This window comes from Arthrobacter sorbitolis (assembly GCF_054510995.1).
In genome coordinates this window covers 778,831-801,418 of sequence record NZ_JBTNDM010000001.1, presented here as the reverse complement: position 1 = coordinate 801,418, position 22,588 = coordinate 778,831, and the positions used below count along the sequence as shown (strand labels likewise).

Genomic DNA, 22,588 nt, shown 5'->3' with positions numbered 1-22,588 from the left:
TAGCCGCCCGTTACCTGTCCACGCGTGTGGGTCTCCCCGTGCGCGGCGCGACCCGCGATACCTCGTCCGGCGGGGACTCCCGTGCCAGACTGGAACGCATGTGTCCCCGTTCTGCGAAGCCGCACACCCCGTCCATGTCCCCGAGCAGCACCATCTCCGCGACCGGAGGGGAGCGTCACGTGGCGATGCGCCTCGACGATGCCTGGCTGCGGTTCCAGACGCGCCTGGCGATCCGGCGCGGCAGGGTCGAGACCGTCATCCCCTATACGGGGTACGGCACGACGTCGTGGGTGCGGGTGCTCGCGCGCGTCGTCCTCAGTGATCCGCGGGACACGGGACGCGGTTCGGAGGCCGGTCCGCTCAAGCCCCTGCAGGAGGGCATGCGGGGGTGGCGCAACTTCACGAGCGCGCCCGTGGCGCACGCCGTCGTCCACGTGACCATCGGGGACACCGTCCACGACGTCGAGGCGGACCGCGGGGGCGTGGTGGATGCCCGCATCCCCGTGACCCTCGCCTCCGGCTGGCACACCATCTCGGTGCAGTCCGGGGAGTCGAAGACCGTCGAGGCGCCGGTGCGGATCGTCGCGGACGGTACGGAGTTCGGCGTCGTCTCCGACATCGACGACACCGTCATGGTGACGGCCCTGCCACGACCGTTCCTGGCGGCCTGGAACACGTTCGTGCTGGACGAGCATGCCCGGACCCCGACGCCCGGCATGGCGGTGCTCTACGAGCGCATCGTGCGGACGCTTCCCTCCGCGCCCGTCCTGTACCTCTCGACCGGAGCGTGGAACGTCGCGCCGACCCTGTCCCGTTTCCTCTCCCGTAACCTGTACCCGGCGGGCCCGAAGCTGCTCACGGACTGGGGGCCTACGCGGGACCGCTGGTTCCGCAGCGGCCAGGACCACAAGCGGACGTCGCTCGAGCGCCTCGCCGAGGAGTTCCCCACCATGAAGTGGCTGCTGGTGGGCGACGACGGCCAGCACGACGAGGCGATCTACTCGGAGTTCGCGCAGCGCCACCCGCAGAACGTCCGCGCCATCGCGATCCGTCAGCTCTCCACGGGTGAGGCGGTCCTCGCCGGCGGGCGCTCCAAGACCGGGGTGCGGCCGATGCCCGGCATCCCCTGGATCTACGCCCCCGACGGTGCGGGGATGTCCGCGCAGCTCGTGAAGCTCGGCATCATCCAGGAGGACGCGCGTACGGCCGATGTCCCGGAGGAGGCCCAGGTGCCCGAGGAGACCGAAGGGACCTGAGTCCCGGGGTGGATACCCCGCGTCATTCTTCCGCCGGTACTTGATGACCGTCCCGGGACTGTCGTAGCGTGTGGTCCTAGCTGCAGCGGGTCGTCGACGGGGGGCGTGGGTACCCCCGGGCGGGCCTGACCGTCGTACGCAGAGCCGTGGCCCTCCGCGGCAGTCCCGACCTCCCGCCACAGCGCCGCCCCCGGGGCGATGGACGGCACGTACGAGAAGGACCCGATGTCACCGTCCTACCCGGCACTGTCCTACGAACTGTATCCACCGCGGAACGCCGCGGCGGAGGAGTCCCTGTGGACGACCGTCCGCCGGCTCGAGGACACGCGTCCCGACTTCGTGTCCGTCACCTACGGCGCGGCCGGGAGCAACAGGGAGACCGCGATCGACCTGCTGCGGCGGCTCCTGACCGAGACCACGCTGAAGCCGCTCGCCCACCTGACCTGTGTCGGCAGCAGCCGCTCGGACCTGGCGGCGATCATCGACCGGCTCATCGGCGGGGGAGTCCGCGGCATCCTCGCGCTCCGCGGCGATGCGCCGGACGGCGGGGTGCAGGAGGGCGATGTCGAGCACGCCGACGGCCTCGTCCGGCTGATCCGTGAGGTCGAGGCGCAGCACACCGCTCAGCTCGCGGCCGGCCGGGTCTCCGTAGGCGTCGCGGCATACGCCACGCGCCACCCGGACTCGCCGACCGTCGAGCAGGACATCGAGGTGCTCCTCGCGAAGGAAGCCGCAGGCGCGGACTTCGCGATCACGCAGGTGTTCTTCCGGTCCTCCGACTACGCGAGCCTCCTCCGCCGGGCACGCCGCGCCGGCGTCACCCTGCCGATCATCCCCGGGGTCATGCCGCTCACGAGCACGCGGCGGCTCAAGAAGCTGAGCGGCCTCGCCGGTGTCGACGTCGACCAGAGCCTGTGGGACAGGCTCGACGGCGCACGCAGCGACGAGGAGCGCCGTCGCGTCGGTGTCGCGGCCACCGTGGACCTCGCGCGGGCGGCGCTCGACGACGGCGCTCCGGGCATCCACCTCTACACCTTCAACGAGCATGCTGCCGCGCTGGACGTCCTCGACGCCCTCGACCTCGAGCGGCCGCCGCAGGCCGGCCTCGCCGCCTCCCTGTAGCACCGGCAGCGCCACCAGGGACGCCGCCTCCCATCCACGACAGCCGTCAGGAGATCCCGTGTCCGTCCCCTTCCCGCGCAGCACGATCATCGGCTACCCGCGCATCGGGCCGCGCCGCGAACTGAAGAAGGCGCTCGAGGCGTACTGGGCCGGCCAGGCCGACGCGCCGACCCTCGAACGTGAGGCGCGCAGGATCCGGGAGGCCGGCTACGCCCGGCTGACGGATCTCGGACTCGACCCGCACGGCAGCGCCATCCCCGCGTCCTTCTCCCTCTACGACCAGGTGCTCGACACCGCCGTCGTCCTCGGCGCGGTACCCGACCGTTTCGCGGACCTCCCGGACGACGACGGCGCCCTCGGCCTCGACGCGTACTTCACCCTGGCGCGGGGGGACGAGGAGCGGCCTCCCCTCGAGCTGACCAAGTGGTTCGACACCAACTACCACTACCTCGTCCCCGAGATCGGGGAGCAGGCACCGTTCGTGCTGTCCGCGGGCACGCTGCTGCGCGACGCGGACGAGGGCGCCGAGGCCGGCTACCGTGTGCGTCCCACGCTGATCGGACCCGTGACGTTCCTCCTCCTGAGCAAGGCGGCCGAGGGCTCCCGCGCTTCCTTCCACCCGCTCGAGCGCCTCGACGACGTGCTGCCCCTGTACGCGGAACTCCTCCGCCGCCTCGCGGGTCGGGGCGTCCGCTGGGTCCAGTTCGACGAGCCCGCCCTAGTCGCCGACTCCACCCACTCCGAGGACCGCATCGAGGGTGCGGTGCGGCGCGCCTACAGCCTGCTCACGGAGACGTCGGAACGCCCGGCGGTCTTCGTGACCACGCCGTACGGATCGCCCGGGACGCGGCTGACGGCGCTCGCCGCGACCGCCGTCGACGCCGTGCACCTCGATCTCGTCCGGGGTGCTCCGCCGGCCGCAGCGGATCTCGCACTGCTGCGGGGCAGGACGCTCGTCGCGGGGGTCGTCGACGGGCGCAACGTGTGGAAGGCCGACCTCCGGGCGGCGGCGGCGGCGATCGACGCCCTGAGGACGGACGGCGTCGCCCTGTCGGTGGCGACGTCGACCTCGCTCCAGCACGTACCGCACGACACGGGAGCCGAGCAGGCGCTCGACGCACGGCTCCGCTCCTGGCTGTCCTTCGCGGACCAGAAGGTCCGGGAGGTCACGGTCCTCGCTCGGCATGCGGCGCATCCCGGGGCCGTGGACCGTGAGATCGACGCGGCGACACGGGTCCTGGCGGAGCGCGGCGGCGCCCGCGGGGTCGACGTCCCTGCCGTCCGTGAGCGCGCCGCCGCGCTCACTCCGGCGGACTTCGAGCGGCACCCGTACGCGGAGCGGCGGGCCACCCAGCAGGCCTCACTGGACCTGCCGCTCCTGCCGACGACCACGATCGGCTCCTTCCCCCAGACCCCCGGCGTCCGGTCCGCCCGAGCGCGGGCGGCGGCAGGCGCACTCCCGGCAGGCGACTACGAGGCCGTGCTGCAGGATGAGATCCGGCACGCCGTCGGCCTGCAGGAGGAGCTCGGGTTCGACGTCCTGGTACACGGGGAGCCCGAACGCAACGACATGGTGCAGTACTTCGCCGAGCACCTCGACGGTTTCGACGTCACGCAGCACGGATGGGTGCAGTCCTACGGTTCGAGGTGCACCCGCCCGTCGATCCTGTGGGGGGACGTCGCCCGGCCGGCACCCATCACGGTGCCCTGGACGTCCTTCGCCCAGTCGCTCACCGACAGGCCCGTCAAGGGGATGCTCACGGGCCCGGTCACGATCCTCGCCTGGTCCTTCGTGCGGAACGACCAGCCGCCGGCCGACACGGCCTTCCAGCTGGCGCTCGCCCTGCGCGACGAGGTGGAGGACCTCGAGCGGTCCGGGACGCGCATCATCCAGGTGGACGAGCCGGCGCTGCGGGAGCTCCTGCCCCTGCGCCATGCCGACCAGCCCGCCTATCTCGACTGGGCGGTGCGGGCCTTCAGGCTGGCGACGTCCTCCGTGGCTCCCGCGACCCAGATCCACACCCACCTGTGCTATTCCGAGTTCGGCGCCGTGATCGCGGCGATCGACGGCCTGGACGCCGATGTCACGTCCATCGAGGCCGCACGGTCCCGCATGGAGGTCGTGCACGACCTCGAGCACCACGGCTTCGGGCGGGGCGTGGGTCCCGGCGTGTACGACATCCACTCGCCGCGCGTGCCCGACGCCGAGGAGATCCGCCTGCTGCTGGAGCGCGCCGTCCGGCACGTCCCGGCCGCGCAGCTCTGGGTGAACCCGGACTGCGGGCTCAAGACGCGCGGGTACCGGGAGGTGGAGCAGTCGCTGCGGAACCTGGTGGACGCGGCCCGGTCCGTGCGGGCGGCGGCGGCGGTGATCCGCGGTTAGGGACCGTCCGGTACCACCCGACGCCGGACGGGCGGATCAGGACTCGGCAGGGGCACGCGGATCAGGACTCGGCAGGGGCACGCGGGTCACGGACTCCGCAGGGGCACGCGGATCATGGACTCCGCAGGGACCGCGCGGCAGCGGAAGCGGCCGCGACGACGGCCGGCCCGGCCGCCCTGAGCCTGCCACCGAAGACGACGGCACCGGCGCCTGCCAGCGCGGTGCCGAGGACCATCCGCTGCGCGGTGCGGCGCCGTCCGCTCCAGCCGCCGGTGACCGCCGCGTCGGAGGGGTCCAGTGAGGGGCCGTACAGGTTTCCCGTCGAGTCCTGCGCGGGCTCCTTCGACAGATGGCCGTGCTGCACCTGCACCGCCATGACCTTCTCGAGCCGGCCGGGCATGAGCCGATGCTGCCGGACCATGGAGCGTGCGATGCGCCCGACGGCGACCTCCCGGACCGGGGTCCCGACGACGTCGAGGATCGCGCTCGCCACGCGGTCCGCGCTGTACACCGGGGGCATGGCCATGATGCGGTGGCCCGTGTAGTTCGCGGCGTGGTGGAAGAACGGGGTGTCGATGGTGGGCGGGAGGACGGTGCACACGTGGATGTGCTTCTTCCCCGCCAGCATCAGCTCCGACCGCAGGCTCACGCCGAGCGCCCGCACGGCGGCCTTCGACATGGAGTAGGCGGAGGTGTACGGCTGGGGGATGACGCCCACGATCGAGGCCACGTTGACGATGACCCCGGAGCCCTGGTCCTGCATGCGTTCGAGCGCGGCGCGGGCCCCGTACACGTAGCCCATGATGTTGACGTCGATGACGCTCTCGAAGTCGCGGAGGGGGACGTCGAGGAACGGGGAGAAGAACGCCACGGAGGCGTTGTTGACCCACACGTCGATGCGTCCGAACTCCTCGACGGCCCTGCTCGCGAGCTCCTGGACGGCGTCGTACTCCGACACGTCGGTGGGGACGGCGATGGCCGGGGAGCCGAGGGCCGCGCATTCCGCGACGAGCGATTCGAGCGCCTCCTCGCGCCGGCTCGCCAGGACCAGCTGCGTCCGGCGACGGGCGAAGTGCAGGGCCGTCTCGCGCCCGACGCCGCTCGCAGCACCGGTGATGACGACCACGCTGTTCTTGATCCGCATGGGGTTTCCTCCTCGACAGGGTCCGGATGGCCGGCGGACGGGAGCCCGCCCTGTCCCGAAGCTACGGACAGGCCACGACGCGTGCAATCGGCCGGTCAGCGGTCGGAGGAGGGTGCGTATCCCGGAGCCGTATGCTTCGGCCCGATGCTCTGGCTCCGGAGGATGTCGGCGAGCTGGTCCATGAAGAGCCGCACCCGCGCGTCGTCGGCGTCGCCCGTGCGCAGGGCGAAGATGCTGCGGGCGAGCCGGATCTCCGGGACGTCGAGCGCCACGACGCCGTCGGGCCGGTTGACCATGGCGAGCTCGGGCACGAGCGCCGCGCCGAGGCCTGCGGCGGTGAGTTCGAGACTCGCGTTGAAGTCGTCGCAGTACGCGGCGATCCTCGGATGGAGGTTGCAGCTCGCGAAGAGCCGCTCGATCACCGTGGCGTCGGCGGTTCCCGGGTGGTGCATGATCCACGGCATGTCGGCGAGCTGGTCCGCGGTGACGCGTGAGCCGCTGCGGATACCCCAGCTCGCGGGCAGGATGACCCGGAAGTCGTCGTCGCCGATCCACTGGCGGCTGAGCGTCGACGGCCAGGCGAGGCCGGCCTGGCCCACCTGGTAGACGAGCGCGAGGTCCAGGTCGCCTCCCGTACGCAGCCCCTGGATGGCGTGGGAGGGTTCCCCGACAAACAGGCGCAGCGACACCCCGAGCCGTTGCCACTCGGGCATCCGGAGCAGCCGCGGCAGGGCGAACGTCGCAAGGCTCGGGAAGATCCCGAGCCGGAGTTCGTGCGCGGGTCCGGACCCGGCGCGCACGGTCGAGGCGAGCAGGGCGTCGATGTCCGTGAGGACCTTCGCGGCATGTCGCGCCATGGCGAGCGCTGCGTCCGTGGGGAGGGCGCTCCGGGCGGAGCGCAGGAAGAGGACCGCGCCCGTGTCGCGCTCGAGCGCGGACATCTGCTGGGACACGGCCGACGCCGTGTAGCCGAGGCTCGTGGCAGCCCCGCTGAAGGAACCGTGGCGGAGGACCTCGAGCAGCGTCCGCAGGTGGACCGGGTTGACCATGCAGCACCTCCTCCTCGTCCGTCCGGAGGTCGAGCCTACCGGGGCGGACGAGGAGCCCGCTGCGGAGACGCAGCGCCGGCGTACCCGCACCTTGCCGCGGCCGACGCGACACGCCGGAAGAACACGACACGAGAATTTCTTGCGCCTGTGTGGAAGTACTCCACACCATGTGGACCGAGGCCCTCGAACAGGGCCGGATCGGCGGGTTTCCGGGCTTCCGCCGGGGGCTGATCTGTGGACATCGTGTGGACTACTCACTCCCCGAATGCCATACTTGTAATACATCATGTAGGGGTCTGTCCCAACGGTCCGTACTAGATGTAGTATCGAGGGACAGAAACAGTCGCTGCACAGCATGAGCCGCAAGGTGCGAGAAACCCCAGATTTCTTCCCCATTTCCGGGGCCGCGCCGCTCATGCCCCGACAGCACGCTGCTGGTGGAAGATCAGCAGCCGTATGAGGAAAAGGGGACCAAGAAATGACCGTCACGGTTTACACGAAGCCGGCTTGCGTTCAGTGCAACGCCACGTACCGCGCTCTGGACAAGAAGGGCATCGCCTACCAGAGCGTCGACATCTCACAGGACCCGACGGCGCTCGAGCGCGTCCGGTCGATGGGCTACATGCAGGCCCCCGTCGTCATCACCGACAACGACCACTGGTCCGGCTTCCGCCCCGACAAGATCAGTGCCCTCGCCGACTCCCTCGTCAGCTCCGTAGCCTGACCGGAACCCTCCGGGGTCCCTACAGCGCGGCATCAGCATGAGCGCCCTCGCCGTGGACGACCAGGCCACCTCCGTACCCCCGATCGGGGCTACGGAGGGGCCGGTCACCGATGCCCCGTTGATCTACTTCTCGTCGGTCTCCGACAACACCCACCGCTTCGTGCAGAAGCTGGGAATCCGGGCCGCCCGCATGCCGGTGCTAACGAAGGAGCCCACGCTGCGGGCCACCGGCCCCTATGTCCTGGTCCTCCCCACGTACGGGGGGATCACCGGCAAGGGTGCGGTACCCCGCCAGGTCGTCAAGTTCTTGAACAACGAGCAGAACCGCGATCTCCTCCGGGGGGTCATCGGGGCCGGGAACACCAACTTCGGTGAGACCTACTGCCTTGCCGCTGACATCGTCGCCGCCAAGTGCGACGTGCCGGTGCTGTACAGATTCGAAGTCATGGGCACGTCCGAGGACGTGGACCGCGTAACCAAAGGATTGGAAGAGTTTTGGACATGAGTGTTGCAGAGACGGAGACGGGCGTACCCGCAGCCGCGGTGGACCGCTTCAAGGACATGGGCTATCACGAGCTGAACGCCATGCTCAACCTGTACGGCGCGAACGGGGAGATCCAGTTCGACGCCGACCGTGAGGCTGCGCACCAGTACTTCCTGCAGCACGTGAACAACAACACCGTGTTCTTCCACGACCTCGAGGAGAAGCTCGACTACCTCGTGAAGAACGAGTACTACGAGCGGGAGACGCTCCACCAGTACACGATGAACTTCATCCGCGACCTCTTCAAGCGCGCCTATGCGAAGAAGTTCCGCTTCGAGACCTTCCTCGGCGCCTTCAAGTACTACACCTCGTACACGCTGAAGACGTTCGACGGCAAGCGCTACCTCGAGCGCTACGAGGACCGTGTCTGCATGGTCGCCCTGCACCTGGCGCGCGGCGACGAGCAGCTCGCCACGCAGATGGTCGACGAGATCATCGACGGCCGCTTCCAGCCCGCCACCCCCACCTTCCTCAACGCCGGCAAGCGCCAGCGCGGCGAGCTCGTCTCCTGCTTCCTGCTCCGCATCGAGGACAACATGGAGTCGATCGGCCGGTCCATCAACTCGGCCCTGCAGCTCTCCAAGCGCGGCGGCGGCGTCGCCTTCGCCCTCACCAACATCCGCGAGGTCGGCGCGCCGATCAAGCAGATCGAGAACCAGTCCTCCGGCGTCATCCCCGTGATGAAGCTCCTCGAGGACAGCTTCTCCTACGCCAACCAGCTCGGTGCCCGCCAGGGTGCCGGAGCGGTGTACCTGCACGCCCACCACCCGGACATCAACCGCTTCCTCGACACCAAGCGCGAGAACGCGGACGAGAAGATCCGCATCAAGACGCTGTCCCTCGGCGTCGTCGTCCCCGACATCACGTTCGAGCTGGCCAAGCGCGACGAGGACATGTACCTGTTCTCCCCGTACGACGTCGAGCGCGTCTACGGCATGCCGTTCTCCGACATCTCGGTCACCGAGAAGTACTACGAGATGGTGGACGACGCCCGCATCAAGAAGACCAAGATCAAGGCCCGTGAGTTCTTCCAGACCCTCGCGGAGATCCAGTTCGAGTCCGGCTACCCGTACATCATGTTCGAGGACACCGTGAACCGGGCCAACCCGATCGACGGCAAGATCATCATGTCCAACCTGTGCTCCGAGATCCTCCAGGTCTCCGAGCCCACCACCTACCACGAGGACCTGTCCTACGACCAGGTGGGCAAGGACATCTCCTGCAACCTCGGGTCGTTGAACATCGCGAAGACCATGGACTCGCCCGACTTCGGCCGGACCATCGAGACCGCGATCCGCACCCTCTCCGCCGTCTCGGACATGAGCCACATCAGCTCGGTGCCCTCGATCGCCAAGGGCAACGACGCCTCGCACGCCATCGGCCTCGGCCAGATGAACCTGCACGGCTACCTCGCCCGTGAGCGCGTCCACTACGGCTCCGACGAGGGCCTGGACTTCACGAACATCTACTTCTACTCGGTGGTGTACCACTGCATCCGGGCGTCGAACCTGATGTCCATCGAGACCGGACGCCGCTTCGCCGGTTTCGAGAAGTCCAAGTACGCCTCCGGCGAGTTCTTCGACAAGTACACCGATCAGGTGTGGGAGCCTGCGACGCCGCGCGTGCGTGAGCTGTTCGCCGACGTGCACATCCCCACGCAGGAGGACTGGCGTGCCCTGAAGGCCTCGGTCATGGAGCACGGCATCTACAACCAGAACCTGCAGGCCGTCCCGCCGACCGGGTCGATCTCGTACATCAACAACTCGACGTCGTCCATCCACCCGGTGGCGTCGAAGATCGAGATCCGCAAGGAAGGCAAGCTGGGCCGCGTGTACTACCCGGCCCCGTACCTGACCAACGACAACCTGGAGTACTACCAGGACGCGTACGAGATCGGCTACGAGAAGATCATCGACACCTACGCCGCTGCCACGCAGCACGTGGACCAGGGCCTGTCCCTGACGCTGTTCTTCAAGGACACCGCCACCACGCGCGAGATCAACAAGTCGCAGATCTACGCCTGGCGCAAGGGCATCAAGACCGTCTACTACATCCGTCTCCGCCAGCTCGCGCTGGAAGGGACCGAGGTCGAGGGCTGCGTCAGTTGCATGCTTTAGGCAACTAGATGTAGTTCCCCGCAGTCCTTCCCGTCGTTACACCACCCAAGCAAGGAACACACCATGAGCGAGAAGCTGAAGCTCGTCGACCAGGTCCAGGCCATCAACTGGAACCGTATCCAGGACGACAAGGACGTGGACGTCTGGAACCGCCTGGTGAACAACTTCTGGCTGCCCGAGAAGGTGCCGCTGTCGAACGACGTGCAGTCGTGGGCCACCCTGACGCCCGAGGAGCAACAGCTCACCATGCGCGTCTTCACCGGCCTCACGCTGCTCGACACCGTGCAGGCCACGGTCGGAGCGGTCAGCCTCATCCCGGATGCCCTCACGCCGCACGAGGAGGCCGTCCTCACGAACATCGCGTTCATGGAGTCGGTCCACGCCAAGAGCTACTCGTCGATCTTCTCCACGCTGGCCTCCACCAAGGAGATCGACGAGGCGTTCCGGTGGTCCACGGAGAACGTGAACCTGCAGAAGAAGGCGCACATCGTCACGGACTACTACCGTGGCGACGATCCCCTGAAGCGCAAGGTCGCCTCGACGCTGCTGGAGTCGTTCCTGTTCTACTCCGGCTTCTACCTGCCGATGTACTGGTCCTCGCGTGCGAAGCTGACGAACACGGCCGACCTCGTCCGCCTGATCATCCGCGACGAGGCCGTGCACGGGTACTACATCGGCTACAAGTACCAGCGCGGGCTGGAGAGCGCGACGCCGGAGCGCCGCCAGGAACTCAAGGACTACACGTTCGAGCTGCTCTTCGAGCTGTACGAGAACGAGGTCCAGTACACGCACGACCTCTACGACTCCGTCGGCCTGGCCGAGGACGTCAAGAAGTTCCTGCACTACAACGCCAACAAGGCGCTGATGAACCTCGGCTATGAGGCGATGTTCCCCGCCTCCGTGACCGACGTGAACCCGGCGATCCTCTCGGCGCTGTCACCGAACGCCGATGAGAACCACGACTTCTTCTCGGGTTCGGGCTCCTCGTACGTGATCGGCAAGGCCGTGAACACCGAGGACGAGGACTGGGACTTCTAGGTTCTCGGGTGAGAACCCAACCTGACGGATCAACCCCCGGAAACTGGAGCAGATAGGGATTCGTCGGCGCGCGTCGCCCGGTTGTGACGGGGATCGCCGTGGAGCACGGGCTCGGCCTGAAGCTTGGACAGCCGCATCGGAGTTTCTCCGATGCGGCTGTTCTCTTCCCGTGGAAGAGCCGTTCACCAGGTTGGGAACGATGCTCCGCCGGCCTCGGTGTCGATCCTTCTCGAGCCGGCCCAACAGTGCCCTTTTTCGAGGTAGAAGCAGGGTGCGGACAAGCGGCGGTAGCCGGTACGCATCCTGCGCGGCATGGAGTGCAGGCTCTCGGCGGGGTTACTCGCCAGTACAGGATGAGACATATACCATATGAAGCGTGTGGCTGGGGTCACATTTGGGGGCTTGTCCCGGTGTCGTATCGACTGGTAAGCACCGGGACACTCCGAATCAGATGACGAGCCCGAGCGGTCCTTCTGCCCGGGCGACCACAGGAGGCAGCCATGGCCGGGACGTTCGAGCTTTTCCAGGACGAAGGTACTGCCTTCGTGTTCAGACTGAAGGCTCCCGATGGGGAGGTCGTAGCCGTTTCCGGGCAGTTCTCCGACAAGGCGTCCGCCGTCGAGGGGATCAATGCCATCCGTGAATGCGCCGGAACGGGTTTGATCACGGACCTTTGTCCATCGACTCCTCATGATGAAGTGGTGGAGAAGCCCGGCGCCGCCTGACACCTGTCCTTCAGGCACCCTCGGCCCACCTGTGATCCGCCGACAATCGAGGCTCGGACCTTCACCGCTGCCGCCTTGGAGACTGTCGATCTGCGCGGCCCCGACTCTGGCAGGTAAATCCCGCCGGTCATCGCATACACCTGAGAATCTCGAGCGTTGCGGTGATCCCGAGCAGGATCAGCGGCGGACACCGGGTCCGGGTGAACTACCGATAGCGAAAAGAAATGATGAAGAAATCAGGACAGTTCCATTTCCACGAGGTCGAACTTCCCTCGACCCACCTCGAGGACGACGTGGGCACGGACATTCCTGCCGACCTCACAGCGGTCCGACGACACGTGGCTTCACTGGAGTACCAACGGATCGCGCTGGCCCGAACGGTTCACTACGCGCTCCGGAACCTCGGAACCGGGTCCTACAATCAGGACGATGCTCAACGGATGCACACTGCCGCTGCACTGGACCTGGACAGACTCGACCGACTTCTTTCCCGGGCGCGCGCCGCGCAGGCGGTACTCGAAAACCCTGCAGCGCGCCAAGGTTTGGATGACCGTAAGCTCTCCGACGCCTGAGCCCCCTCGGGTCGGCCGGAGGAAAATGACGCGATGCGACGATCCCGGGAATTCATGGGGACGGCGTCCATCCCGCCGGCCTCTTCGAGTTCCCTCTCCGGGTCCCGTGCCGGGGCGGTAGGGCAGACGCGGCCCCGGCATTGAGCTGGGCCATCACCTCAGGTCCGCCTGTCACACCGGCCGGCGAGTTCGGCTGGGCTCCCGCAAGTATCTGTCGCTTCGGGCACCGAGCGGCTACTCGCCTGGCTGCCGGATCGGTACCTGCGTGCCACTCGCTGTTACTCCGGTGCAAGTCGCGGGACCCCGCGAATCGATGGTCCGGTGGAAGTCGAGTGACGGAATTCATTGTTCGGCGCAATTAGCGGATGCCACAGTTGGCGTGGCAGCAGGGGAGCGTCTTCGGACGGTGAATTCTCCACTCTCGAGCGTTTGCTTGCGACGCGATATTCGATACCGGAGCATGGCATGGAACCGACCGCTGGGGTCACACCGATCGTCTCTGTTCGATTGTTCGGCAGTTTCGAAGTGCGGCGCAACGATATTGTCCTGACGTCGACCGATAGGGGTGGGTGCAAGCCACGGCAGATCCTGGAGATACTGCTGCGGGGCACCGGCGCCGAGATCTCGATCGACCGGCTGATCGAGTTCCGCTGGGGTGACCAAGCGCCGGACGGTGTGCTGCAAACGCTTGAGAGCTACGTCTCCCACGTGCGACGACTCGTCCAGCCCGGCCGGACGAGAACCGGGCCGCTGCGGAGCAGGAACGGCGGCTATCTCCTTGATCCTGCGCTCACCGACTCCGATCTCGACCTGTTCCACCATCTGGTCCGCGAAGCCGGTTCTGCGCCCCCGGCGGTCGCCTACCCGCTCCTGCACCGCGCACTGGATCTGTCGCCGGCACCGCTGCCGGGCAACGGGACGGTGACGGATTGGGCGATCAAGGCACGGCTGCAGACCGCCTCGCAGCGTTTGGAGCTGCAGCCCCGGGTGGACGACATCGCCAGTGCCCTGGATCTTCCGTCGGAGGCCACCAGGTCGGTGCCGGTAGCTCCTAGCGCGGACGAGCTGGACGAGCTGGACGAGCTGGACGAGCGAGCCTGGGGGGCGCCCGTCGGGGCGAACGAACGGGTCGAGCTCCACGCCGAAGCATTGACGGCGCACGGCCGATGTCGGCGAACCTTCCACCGAAAGCCGGCACGCAGCCCTGGTTCGGCCGTGCGGGCCCCTCAGGTCCGGATCCTCCGCCGGCCTGCGGCGGCAGAGGATGATCTGTCCGGGGCTCCCGAGATGCTCATCTGCCCGAGTCGCCCACTCCGCGGAGACGTCCCTCCTGCACGGACGGAAGGCGCAGGCCTCGACGTCGAAGGCACCCCTATGGGTCCTCGACTCCGTCCTCAGCCGCACCCGACAAGCGGCCGGATACCGACGTTGAAAATCACTCAGGTCCTGATGCTCGTCGCAGCGCTCGTCATCGGCGCGACAGCGCCCGTGCCCAACGGACAGACGTTGCTCTCCTTCACGATGCTCGGCTGCGTCCTCCTCCTCGGCCGTTACGGCCATGCCCACATCGCTGCTGAGAACGCCCTGTGACCATGTTTACGGCACCGCTGAGTCGCTGACGAACCTGGGCCTCGAGGTCGGCGCCCGTCCGGTCAGAACCCCTGCTGGATGGCCGCCGCCACCGCCCCGACGTCGTCGTTCGCCTTGAACACCCCTTCGATGCCGTCTGCGAACCCCTGGTTCATGATGATCGTGAACGCCACGTTCCGGCCGCTCTCGGTCTCCATGACGCCCCCGAGCGTCTTGGTGGCGAGTCGGAGGCGTCCGTTGAACGAGTCGCCGCCGGCCAGGGTGCCGGTCTTGGCAAACACCTTCCCGGCAGCGGGACTGTCGACCTGCACCGTCGACAGTGAGCCGTCCACGCCCAGGACCGGAAGGGTGTCCCGCCAGCGCCCCGCGTCCGGACGGTCCGCCATGATCGCCTGGACCTGCACGGCATTGTCGGCCGTGATGTAGTTGCCGGCCAGGCCCGAGCCGTCGATCAGGGAGGCCCCTGTGGTGTCAAGGCCGGCCTCCTTCCAGATGCGGCCGGCCTCGCCCATGCCGGTGCTGCAGTCGTCCTCGCCGGTCTCCACGGCCAGGAGGCAGACGAAGGTCTGCGCACCGCGGTTGTAGCTGATCTTCATGACATAGGTGGCTTCCTCCGCCAGCGGCAGTGACTCGAGCTCGGCCACGGACGGAAGCGCGTCGATCTCGGCCTGCGGCGCGAGGGCGGCGGTCGAGTTCACGGCGGTCGCGTCGTCGGGCACCAAGACGCCGGCCCTCCCGAGTGCCTCGATGAACGCCGTGCGGGCGAACGTCGCGGGGTCCTCCAGCACGAGCACCTTCAGCTGGGGGTCGCTGTCGGCGGCGATCGTACCGCTGATCACGATCTCACCGCCCCCAGCAGACACGGGATCGGTCACTTCTGCCCGTTCGCCGGCAGCAACGGTCCGGATGTCGCTCACCACCCGCCACGGCCCGACGGCAGGGGTCAGCTCGACCGTCGCCGGTTCGCCGGCCTCTCCCGGCGTGATCTGGAGGTCGAGGAGGTTCTGGTTGATGATGATCGGGGTGATCGGCTCTCCCGCCAGTTCGCCCGCGAAGAGTCGATCATCGACGACGACGGCTCCGTTGACCGCGTCGATCCCGGAGGCCTTGACCTGCGTGGCGAGATCGTTCAATCCCGTCAGCGGGTCCTCCGTCGTGAGCGTGGCCCCGGGAATCGGGTTGGCATCGTTGTGGTCGAGATCCGTGTAGTCGACGGTGCCATCGGGCTTCGTCCGCCCGCCCATCGTGAGGTCTCCCTTCCCGACGAGGACGAGGTCGCCCTGGAGTACCCCGTCGACGACCTCGCCGATCCGTTTCACCGGGGTGGTGACGGTGTGATCCGGCCCCCAGGTCAGCCACGCCGCACCCGCACTGTAGGTCTTCACGAACGAGCCCGGCTCGGCCATCCTGTCCCCGTCGAGGTCGACGAGCACCTCACCCGTGTCCAGGTCGGTGGCCCTGATCTGCCACCGGCCGTTCGCGTACTCCGGTTGGTCCATGACCTCCAGCGCCGCAGCCGGCACCTGCGACGCGGCTCGCCCGTCGTCGGAGGCGGGCTGGACACTGCAGGCCGTCGCTCCTGCGCCGAGAAGCACCAGCGCAGCCGCCGCTGCTGTCGTTCTCCGAAGACGTCGGATCATGGCTTTGCTCCACTCTCGATCACGGCCGCGAGGCGACGGAAGAGTTGATCGGCGGGATGGGCGCCGGAGGTCTCGTTGGACAGGTTCATGAAGGCCACGATGGATGCACCGGTGTGCGGCTGGTGGAAGAGGGCGGCTGTGAAGCCGAAGCCCTCACCGTTGTGACCCCACCAGCCCCCGGTCCCGCCGATGCCGAGCGCGTAGAGATCATAGGGCGGGCCGGCGTCGAGGGGTGCCCCGACGAGGCGTTCCGCCTGGGTCGATTCCTCGAGCAGCGCGCCGGTGGCGAGTGTCTCCGCCCACACGCGTCCGTCGTCGAGCGTGGAGACCATCGATCCTGCGGGCCCGAAGACGGACAGGTTGGGTGCCTGCGGCTCGGGCCCCTCGGCGTCGGGCGCATAGCCCACCGGGTGGGCGGTGTCCCACGTCGATTCGTCGACGATGTACTCCGTGTCGGCCTGACCGAGCGGCTCGAGGATGAGGTCCTGCAGCACGGCGTCGAACGGTCGCCCTGTCGCCTGCTCGACGACGGCGCCGAGCAGGTTGGTGTTCGCGTTGGTGTAGACCTTCTCTGCGCCCGGTGCGAACTGGGCGGGCTTGCCCAGCATGAACCCATTGAGGTCCTCGAGGGTGAAGATGCGCTCCGGATCCTCGGAGAACGCGTCGACGAAGTCCTCGTTGGTGTAGTCGGCGTTGCCGCTGGTCATCCCGGCGAGCTGGCGCAGGGTGATCCGGTCGCCGTCGGTCACACCCTCGACGTACTCGTCGATCGTGTCGTCGAGCGAGATCACCCCCTCGTCGACGAGTTGCAGGACGACCGTCACGGTATAGGACTTGGTGATGCTACGCAGTGGCCACTGCATCGCAGCGTCCACGGCGACGGCGTTCTCGATGTCGGCCGTACCGGCGACGGTCGTCCATGTGCCTTCCCCGGGGATCCAGACGCCGACGGCAGCGCCGGGCACCCCGTACTCGGCCATCGTCTGCTCGACGGTCTCCTGGAGACCGGTCCGCAGGCTGCCCGGTAGTTCCCCTTGCGGCGCGGCAGGGCGTTCGGCGGCCGAGGAGGCAGTCGAGGCAGCCGTCGAGGACGCCGTGGGTGGAGCGCCGGGCGATGCCCCGAGGCATCCCGTCAGCAGGACCGCGGCGGCGAGGCTGGTGGCACTGGCGCCGACGGCGAGTGCGCGGCGGCCCGATAGTGCGGTGCTTCCCGTCACGAGCAGCTCCTTCAGTCGTCAGCACCGCGGAACTGGTCAGTCAGACGCAGAGGGCCGCGGCACGGATCGGTGGAAACGCATGCCCGTAACCTAGTCCTGTCCAGGGTCGGCCACTAGCGACCTGGGTCCATGTTCTGTGGCACGGGCGACGGCCGACGGGCGGCAGGACCTTTCCGCCCGGCGGGAGGCATCCGTCCTACTGATCGGAGGACAGCAGCCAGCGCCACCACCCCGACGGCTTCGATTCGGGCGTCGGCCGGGACTCGACCTCCGGCTCCGGTTGCTCGCCCAGAGCCTGCGCGGCCTGGACGAGGTCGTCCGTGGTGAGCGTCATGACGTCATCACGATCGAGCGCATCGAGACTCCGGTCCGCATCGAGCGACAACCTCAGCGCCTGCCGGTTGAGCGCCTGCTCGAACAGCGTGCGGGCGAAGCGCGCATTACCGGAGTCCTCGCCGGCGTGGACGTTCCCGAGGATGCGGCGCAGCATCTGATCCGCGCCCGGCTCCAGCGTGTACTCGTGCTGGGCCAGCATCTGGCTGAAGATCGTCTCGAGCGCATCGACCGAGTAGTCGGGGAAGGTGATCTCGCGCGCGAACCGGGAGCGCAGGCCGGGATTGGACAGCAGGAACGACTCCATCAGCCGCGGGTAGCCGGCGACGATGACCACCAGGCGGTGGCGATGGTCCTCCATCCGCTTGAGCAGGACCTCGATCGCTTCGGGGCCGAAATCCATCCGGCCGTCCTCCGGTGTCAGGGCGTAGGCCTCGTCGATGAACAGGACGCCGTCGAGCGCCCGGCGGATGACCCGGTCCGTCTTGATCGCCGTCGCACCGACGTACTGCCCCACCAGGCCCGACCGATCGACCTCGACCAGATGGCCCTTCTGCAGCAGCCCGACCGCGCGATACATCTCGGCCAGGAGCCGCGCCACGGTCGTCTTGCCGGTGCCGGGATTTCCGAGGAACACCAGATGCTGCGATGTGGCGACCTCCGGCAGGCCGTGCGCCTTGCGGCGGGCCTGGACCTGGAGCAGCGCGACGAGCGCCCGCACCTGTTCCTTCACCGTCTCCAGGCCGACCAGGGCGTCGAGCTCGGCCTGCACCTCGGAGAGCGGCCGGGCCGGGCCGGGCCGCGTGCTGAAGAACTCTCCGACGCGGTCGTCGATCCGCTCGGAGCCCGGAAGCTTGAGCTGATCGGCCAGGTGGCCGAGGGTCTCGCGCAACTCATCGAGTGGATTCCGGCTGGCAGCCATGCGATTCTCCTGTAGCCATCCCTGGGACGCGAGCAGAGGATCCGCAGTGGTCGGATCGATGCAGTGGTCCGCGGGGGTCGTTGGTGGGTGGATCCCCACTGTAGTACTGCAGGTCGGACCGCCCCGATCGCGTCGCGGAACAGGTCCTGCCGTTCGCCTGCACCGCCGGTGCAGGCTGCCGACGAAGGGCTGGCTCCGCGCCCGCCGGCGGGCGCGGTCGGGTCAGACGCTGCCGGGCTGCGACGCGGCCAACGCGTCGACGGCGTCCAGGACGGCAAGCAGCGGCAGGTCGGCGACGGCAGCGACGAGGGCCAGCGGCACGCCGCTACTGACAGCCGAGGCGACCGCCCGCTGGAGCTCCGCCGGCGGGTCCGCGTCGACGGAGTCGCCCGTGGACCGCGCGACAGTAGCAACCCGTTCCAGATGATCCGACGTCATGCTTCCTCCCGAGAGCTCCGTTGCCCTGTTCCTCTCGTTCATTGTCGGTGCGTCGGGTCGAGCGGGGGAAGCAACAGGGCGCTCCTCGATTGCCCTTGCACGATGGCGGGAGATGCAGAACGACACCAGCCCGACATGCCCGGAGACGGAGCCGGCAGTCGCCCGAGCTCCCGGTGCGGATCCGGCCGACGAGGCTGCGACACGGGGAGGAGTCATGTAAACCCTGCGCGGGACACGCGGTTGTCGTGGATCGGGTGCCCTTTCGTGAGGTACTGGAGTAGGTCCCGGTAGCCGGCAGCAGGTGGTGCGAGCGGGCCGGACGCTTTTGTTCGACGGATAAGGACGGGATTGCTGTGGTCGAGAGTGCGCGTGGGGTAGTGGTGACCGGTATGGGTGCGATGACCCCCCTCGGAGGGACGGTCGCCCAAACCTGGGACGGCCTTCTCGAGGGTCGGTCCGGAATCGCGGCCCTGGACCAGCCATGGGCGCAGGAGCTGCCGGTGCGCGTGGCCGGGCTCGTCCCGGCCGATCCCGCAGCTTCGCTGTCCACCAGGGAGTTCCGGCGCATGGATCGCTGTGGGCACCTGGCACTGGTCGCGTCGCGGGAGGCCTGGGAGCAGGCCGGCCGCCCGGCCGTCGAACCCGACAGGCTCGCTGTCGTGATCGGCTCGGGCTACGGCGGTCTGGGTACCGTGCTGTCCCAGCTCCGGACGCTGGATACCGGAGGGTCGCGCCGGGTCTCGCCGCACACGCTGACGCAGATCATGGTGAACGGACCTTCGGCGTGGGTGTCGATCGATATCGGCGCGCAGGGAGGTGCCCGTACCCCCGTGAGTGCCTGCGCCTCGGGGGCCGAAGCGATCGCCCAGGGTGTCGAGATGATCGCGTCGGGCGCGGTGGATGTCGTCGTGGCCGGGGGAGTCGATGCATGCGTCAACGAGCTGGCGATCAGCGGCTTCGCTCAACTTCGGGCCCTCTCGACGAGTGGCGGCGACCCGGCGGCGGCTTCGCGGCCTTTCGACCGGGACCGGAACGGGTTCGTCATGGCAGAGGGCGCCGGCATCATCGTCCTCGAGCGGGAGGATTTCGCGCGGGCGCGGGGAGCCGAGATCCTCGGTCGGGTCGCCGGGACTGCCGTCACCTCCGATGCCGGGGACATCGTGGCCGCCGACCAAGCCATCCAGCACCGGGTCATGCAGAAGGCGCTCGCCGCGGCAGGGCTCACGGGGTCGGACATCGACTTCGTCCACGCCCACGCCACCTCCACGCCTGTCGGTGACCTCCTCGAAGCAGGTGCGATCAGTACCGTGGTCGGCAACGAGGTGCCGGTCACCTCCACCAAGTCCATGACAGGGCACTTGCTGGGCGGAGCCGGGACGCTCGGTGCCATCGTCACCCTGCAGGCCCTGAGGACGGGGCAACTCCCCGGCACCCTCAACTTCGAGAACCCCGACCCCGGGATCCACCTGAACGTCATCGACGCCACGACCGGGTGTGCGAGCTCGACAGCTGCCATCACCAACGCCTTCGGGTTCGGCGGCCACAGCACCGCCCTCGTCATCACCGCTGCGTGACACGGCCACCGGGGGAGGAGCAATCTGTCCCTCGGTGGCTCGACGCTCTCCAAGGTCGGTAGAGCACGTCGGCCGATCCTGCACGCGGTGGATGCCTCGCCGTGCCTCGAGGCCGTGCTGCACCGCGTGTCCTAGGGTGGACGAGACCAGTGAGGGGGCGTTCTGCATGGCATGCAACGGCTGCGCGACATCCACAAGGCTCGACTTCGAGTTCAGTATGGCTTTCCAACCGATCTACGACGCCGTCGACGACCGCGTGTGGGGCTATGAGGCGCTCGTCAGAGGCCTGTCGGGGGAGGGGGCTTCCCAGGTCCTGTCGCAGGTCTCACCGGAGCAGAAGTATCGCTTCGACCAGGACTGCCGCGTCAAGGCGATCGAGCTGGCATCGCGCCTGTTCCCCGCGGGCGAGGACTTGAAGCTGTCGATCAACTTCATGCCCAATGCGGTCTACGAACCGGCTGCCTGCCTTCGGGCGACGCTGCTCGCAGCTGCCCGGTGCAGCTTCCCGACGTCGTCGATCATGTTCGAATTCACGGAGAACGAGGAGGTTGCGGACACCGCCCACCTGACGAACATCATCACCGAATATCGGAAGCATGGTTTCACCACCGCCATCGACGACTTCGGTGCCGGCCATGCGGGACTGGGACTCCTCGTCGAGTTCCAGCCGGACCTGATCAAGATCGACATGAAGCTCGTCCGGGGAGTGGAGAGCAGCCCGGCCCGCCAGGCCGTCGTCGCGGGCATCGTGGGAATCGCCGAGGACCTCGGCATCACAGTGCTCGCAGAAGGCATCGAGACCGAGGCGGAGTTCCTGTTCCTGAAGACACGTGGCATCCGCCTGTTCCAGGGATACTGGTTCGCGAAGCCTGCATTCGAGAAACTCCCGCAGATACGGTTCGGGTTCGTGCCCGACATCGGCGCTGTCGCTTAGGCGCTCCGCCTCCCTACGCGTTCCACTTCGAGGCCTGCGAATCACTCTTTCGCGTATTCCGGGTTATTCTGCGGAGGTGTTCGTCCGCGAGGCCCTCGTCGGTTCTCCGGGAATTCTGATGTCCGGAACAGTGCTGGAGAGTCGTGAGGCCCTCGGCACCGGTTCGAGCTCCGCGGCCGATACTGCTCTGACCGACGTCCGTCGCATCGATGGCGGACTCGGAGGGTTCGGATGCTGCAGGGGGACACCATTCACAGGACACGACACAGACGATTCCGGGCTGCGATGACCATGGGCGCGAGTCTGGCCGCCGGGATTCTGCTCATGGCGACAGCGGCCGACGGCGGCGGTACCGGCTCTCCTTCGGCGAGGACCGCAACCTCGCCCACGGTATCGGCCGACCCGTCGCCTACCGCGCAGGCTGCCACAGCGGCCCCGGCGGCATCCGCGAGCCCGACGGTAGCCGTCGTACCCCCGCCCGCCCCCGAACCGCCTCCTGCACCGTGCATCGACCCCATCAGCCGAGGGCCCGGGCTGGAACTGCCGGATCCCGGTCGGACAGCCCTGCTGATCGGTGATTCCCAGTCCAGTGGTGCGGCCGGGGTCGCCGCCGACCGGACCTGGACGCAGGCCGCGCTGCGAGGAGTGGGATACCACGTCCGTTTCGTGGGGGCGGGTGGAACAGGGTTCGTCGCCATGAACGACAGCGGCGCGACCAACTACCCCTCGGCGCTCCTCCAGGGACAGTGGGTGCTGCCGTGCGTGGATCCTGCCCTCATCGTCGTCCAAGGCGGAGGCAACGACGCGGCGCTGGGTGCTACCGATGAGCAGATCATCGGAGGCGCCGACGCGGTGGTCTCCACGCTCAGCCGGACGTACGTCTCATCGAAGATCGTCATGATCGGGACCCTCGCAACAGGAGTCGCCCATGGTGGCGGACGACGCGCTGAGGTGGACGGCGTTCTGGGCGCCTTCGCCATGAGTCGCAGCCTCGTCTTCATCAGCCCGGGCGATTGGCTGACCCGTTTCCAGGCAGGTGCCGAGATGGCCGACACGGTGCATCTGACGCAGGCCGGTCATGATCGCCTGGCCGGTGTACTGGCCACCCAGTTGCAGGACATGCAGCTCACCCCGCGCGGCCTCACCAGCGTGCATCAGACACCGCCCGATGCCCAGCCCTGAATGACCGGATGAGTTCTCCGAAGCATCAGGAGGGATTCGCTTCACTTGCCATTGGCGCCCCGCCCGGCACCGAGTAGTCTTCCT

The 22,588-nt window shown here is 68.0% G+C and carries 19 protein-coding genes; 13 read left to right on the top strand and 6 right to left on the bottom strand.

The window, feature by feature from the left end:
- Positions 1-134 precede the first annotated feature (134 nt).
- The 3 genes from ACX80K_RS03830 (at position 135) to metE (ending at position 4,761) form a co-directional block, all read left to right on the top strand.
- Positions 135-1,256, top strand: a complete 1,122-nt coding sequence (locus tag ACX80K_RS03830) for an App1 family protein (protein WP_459270524.1) — start codon at positions 135-137, stop codon at positions 1,254-1,256.
- Positions 1,257-1,481: 225 nt separating this feature from the next.
- Positions 1,482-2,378, top strand: a complete 897-nt coding sequence (locus ACX80K_RS03825) for a methylenetetrahydrofolate reductase (RefSeq protein WP_459270523.1) — start codon at positions 1,482-1,484, stop codon at positions 2,376-2,378.
- A 58-nt stretch (positions 2,379-2,436) separates the two neighbouring features.
- Entirely contained in the window at positions 2,437-4,761 is a 2,325-nt protein-coding gene (gene metE, locus ACX80K_RS03820) for a 5-methyltetrahydropteroyltriglutamate--homocysteine S-methyltransferase (RefSeq protein ID WP_459270522.1), read from the top strand.
- Positions 4,762-4,873: 112 nt separating this feature from the next.
- On the opposite strand, the gene ACX80K_RS03815 is transcribed toward metE, so the two are convergent.
- Positions 4,874-5,905, bottom strand: a complete 1,032-nt coding sequence (locus ACX80K_RS03815; protein ID WP_459270521.1) for an SDR family oxidoreductase — start codon at positions 5,903-5,905, stop codon at positions 4,874-4,876.
- 95 nt (positions 5,906-6,000) lie between these two features.
- A complete protein-coding gene (locus ACX80K_RS03810; protein ID WP_459270520.1) occupies positions 6,001-6,954 on the bottom strand; it encodes a LysR family transcriptional regulator in 954 nt (317 codons plus the stop codon).
- A gap of 478 nt (positions 6,955-7,432) precedes the next feature.
- On the opposite strand from ACX80K_RS03810, the gene nrdH reads away from it, so the two are divergent.
- From nrdH to ACX80K_RS03775, 7 genes are all read left to right on the top strand, one after another.
- Positions 7,433-7,678: a glutaredoxin-like protein NrdH gene (nrdH, locus tag ACX80K_RS03805; protein ID WP_104179485.1), complete on the top strand. Its 246-nt coding sequence runs from the start codon at positions 7,433-7,435 to the stop codon at positions 7,676-7,678.
- A gap of 37 nt (positions 7,679-7,715) precedes the next feature.
- Positions 7,716-8,183: a class Ib ribonucleoside-diphosphate reductase assembly flavoprotein NrdI gene (nrdI, locus tag ACX80K_RS03800; RefSeq protein ID WP_459270519.1), complete on the top strand. Its 468-nt coding sequence runs from the start codon at positions 7,716-7,718 to the stop codon at positions 8,181-8,183.
- The gene (gene nrdE, locus ACX80K_RS03795) at positions 8,180-10,339 is read left to right on the top strand and encodes a class 1b ribonucleoside-diphosphate reductase subunit alpha (RefSeq protein WP_459270518.1); all 2,160 of its coding nucleotides are present in this window, start codon (positions 8,180-8,182) and stop codon (positions 10,337-10,339) included. The genes nrdI and nrdE overlap by 4 nt, the downstream gene beginning before the upstream one ends.
- A gap of 63 nt (positions 10,340-10,402) precedes the next feature.
- A complete protein-coding gene (gene nrdF / locus ACX80K_RS03790) occupies positions 10,403-11,377 on the top strand; it encodes a class 1b ribonucleoside-diphosphate reductase subunit beta (protein WP_459270517.1) in 975 nt (324 codons plus the stop codon).
- A gap of 500 nt (positions 11,378-11,877) precedes the next feature.
- Entirely contained in the window at positions 11,878-12,102 is a 225-nt protein-coding gene (locus ACX80K_RS03785; RefSeq protein WP_459270516.1) for a YegP family protein, read from the top strand.
- Positions 12,103-12,326: 224 nt separating this feature from the next.
- Positions 12,327-12,674, top strand: a complete 348-nt coding sequence (locus ACX80K_RS03780; protein ID WP_459270515.1) for a hypothetical protein — start codon at positions 12,327-12,329, stop codon at positions 12,672-12,674.
- A gap of 465 nt (positions 12,675-13,139) precedes the next feature.
- Positions 13,140-14,264 (top strand): AfsR/SARP family transcriptional regulator, encoded by a 1,125-nt coding sequence (locus ACX80K_RS03775; protein WP_459270514.1) that lies wholly within the window; start codon positions 13,140-13,142, stop codon positions 14,262-14,264.
- 62 nt (positions 14,265-14,326) lie between these two features.
- Here the strand turns inward: ACX80K_RS03775 and dacB are convergent, their stop codons facing one another.
- From dacB to ACX80K_RS03755, 4 genes are all read right to left on the bottom strand, one after another.
- Positions 14,327-15,904: a D-alanyl-D-alanine carboxypeptidase/D-alanyl-D-alanine endopeptidase gene (gene dacB, locus ACX80K_RS03770; protein ID WP_459270513.1), complete on the bottom strand. Its 1,578-nt coding sequence runs from the start codon at positions 15,902-15,904 to the stop codon at positions 14,327-14,329.
- Positions 15,901-17,121 carry a serine hydrolase domain-containing protein gene (locus ACX80K_RS03765; protein WP_459270512.1) on the bottom strand — a complete coding sequence of 407 codons (1,221 nt, stop codon included), beginning with the start codon at positions 17,119-17,121 and terminating at the stop codon, positions 15,901-15,903. Before ACX80K_RS03765 ends, dacB begins: the two co-directional genes overlap by 4 nt.
- Before the next feature lie 196 nt (positions 17,122-17,317).
- On the bottom strand, positions 17,318-18,376 hold the full coding sequence (locus ACX80K_RS03760; RefSeq protein ID WP_459270682.1) for an AAA family ATPase: 1,059 nt from the start codon (positions 18,374-18,376) through the stop codon (positions 17,318-17,320).
- Positions 18,377-18,598: 222 nt separating this feature from the next.
- Positions 18,599-18,814, bottom strand: coding sequence for a hypothetical protein (locus ACX80K_RS03755; RefSeq protein ID WP_459270511.1), 216 nt, complete (start codon positions 18,812-18,814; stop codon positions 18,599-18,601).
- A 353-nt stretch (positions 18,815-19,167) separates the two neighbouring features.
- Between ACX80K_RS03755 and ACX80K_RS03750 the strand changes: the two genes are divergently transcribed.
- From ACX80K_RS03750 to ACX80K_RS03740, 3 genes are all read left to right on the top strand, one after another.
- On the top strand, positions 19,168-20,388 hold the full coding sequence (locus ACX80K_RS03750; RefSeq protein WP_459270510.1) for a beta-ketoacyl-[acyl-carrier-protein] synthase family protein: 1,221 nt from the start codon (positions 19,168-19,170) through the stop codon (positions 20,386-20,388).
- Between the two features lie 217 nt (positions 20,389-20,605).
- Positions 20,606-21,322 (top strand): EAL domain-containing protein, encoded by a 717-nt coding sequence (locus ACX80K_RS03745; protein ID WP_459270509.1) that lies wholly within the window; start codon positions 20,606-20,608, stop codon positions 21,320-21,322.
- Positions 21,323-21,553: 231 nt separating this feature from the next.
- Positions 21,554-22,504, top strand: a complete 951-nt coding sequence (locus ACX80K_RS03740) for an SGNH/GDSL hydrolase family protein (RefSeq protein ID WP_459270508.1) — start codon at positions 21,554-21,556, stop codon at positions 22,502-22,504.
- The last annotated feature ends 84 nt before the right edge of the window (positions 22,505-22,588 follow it).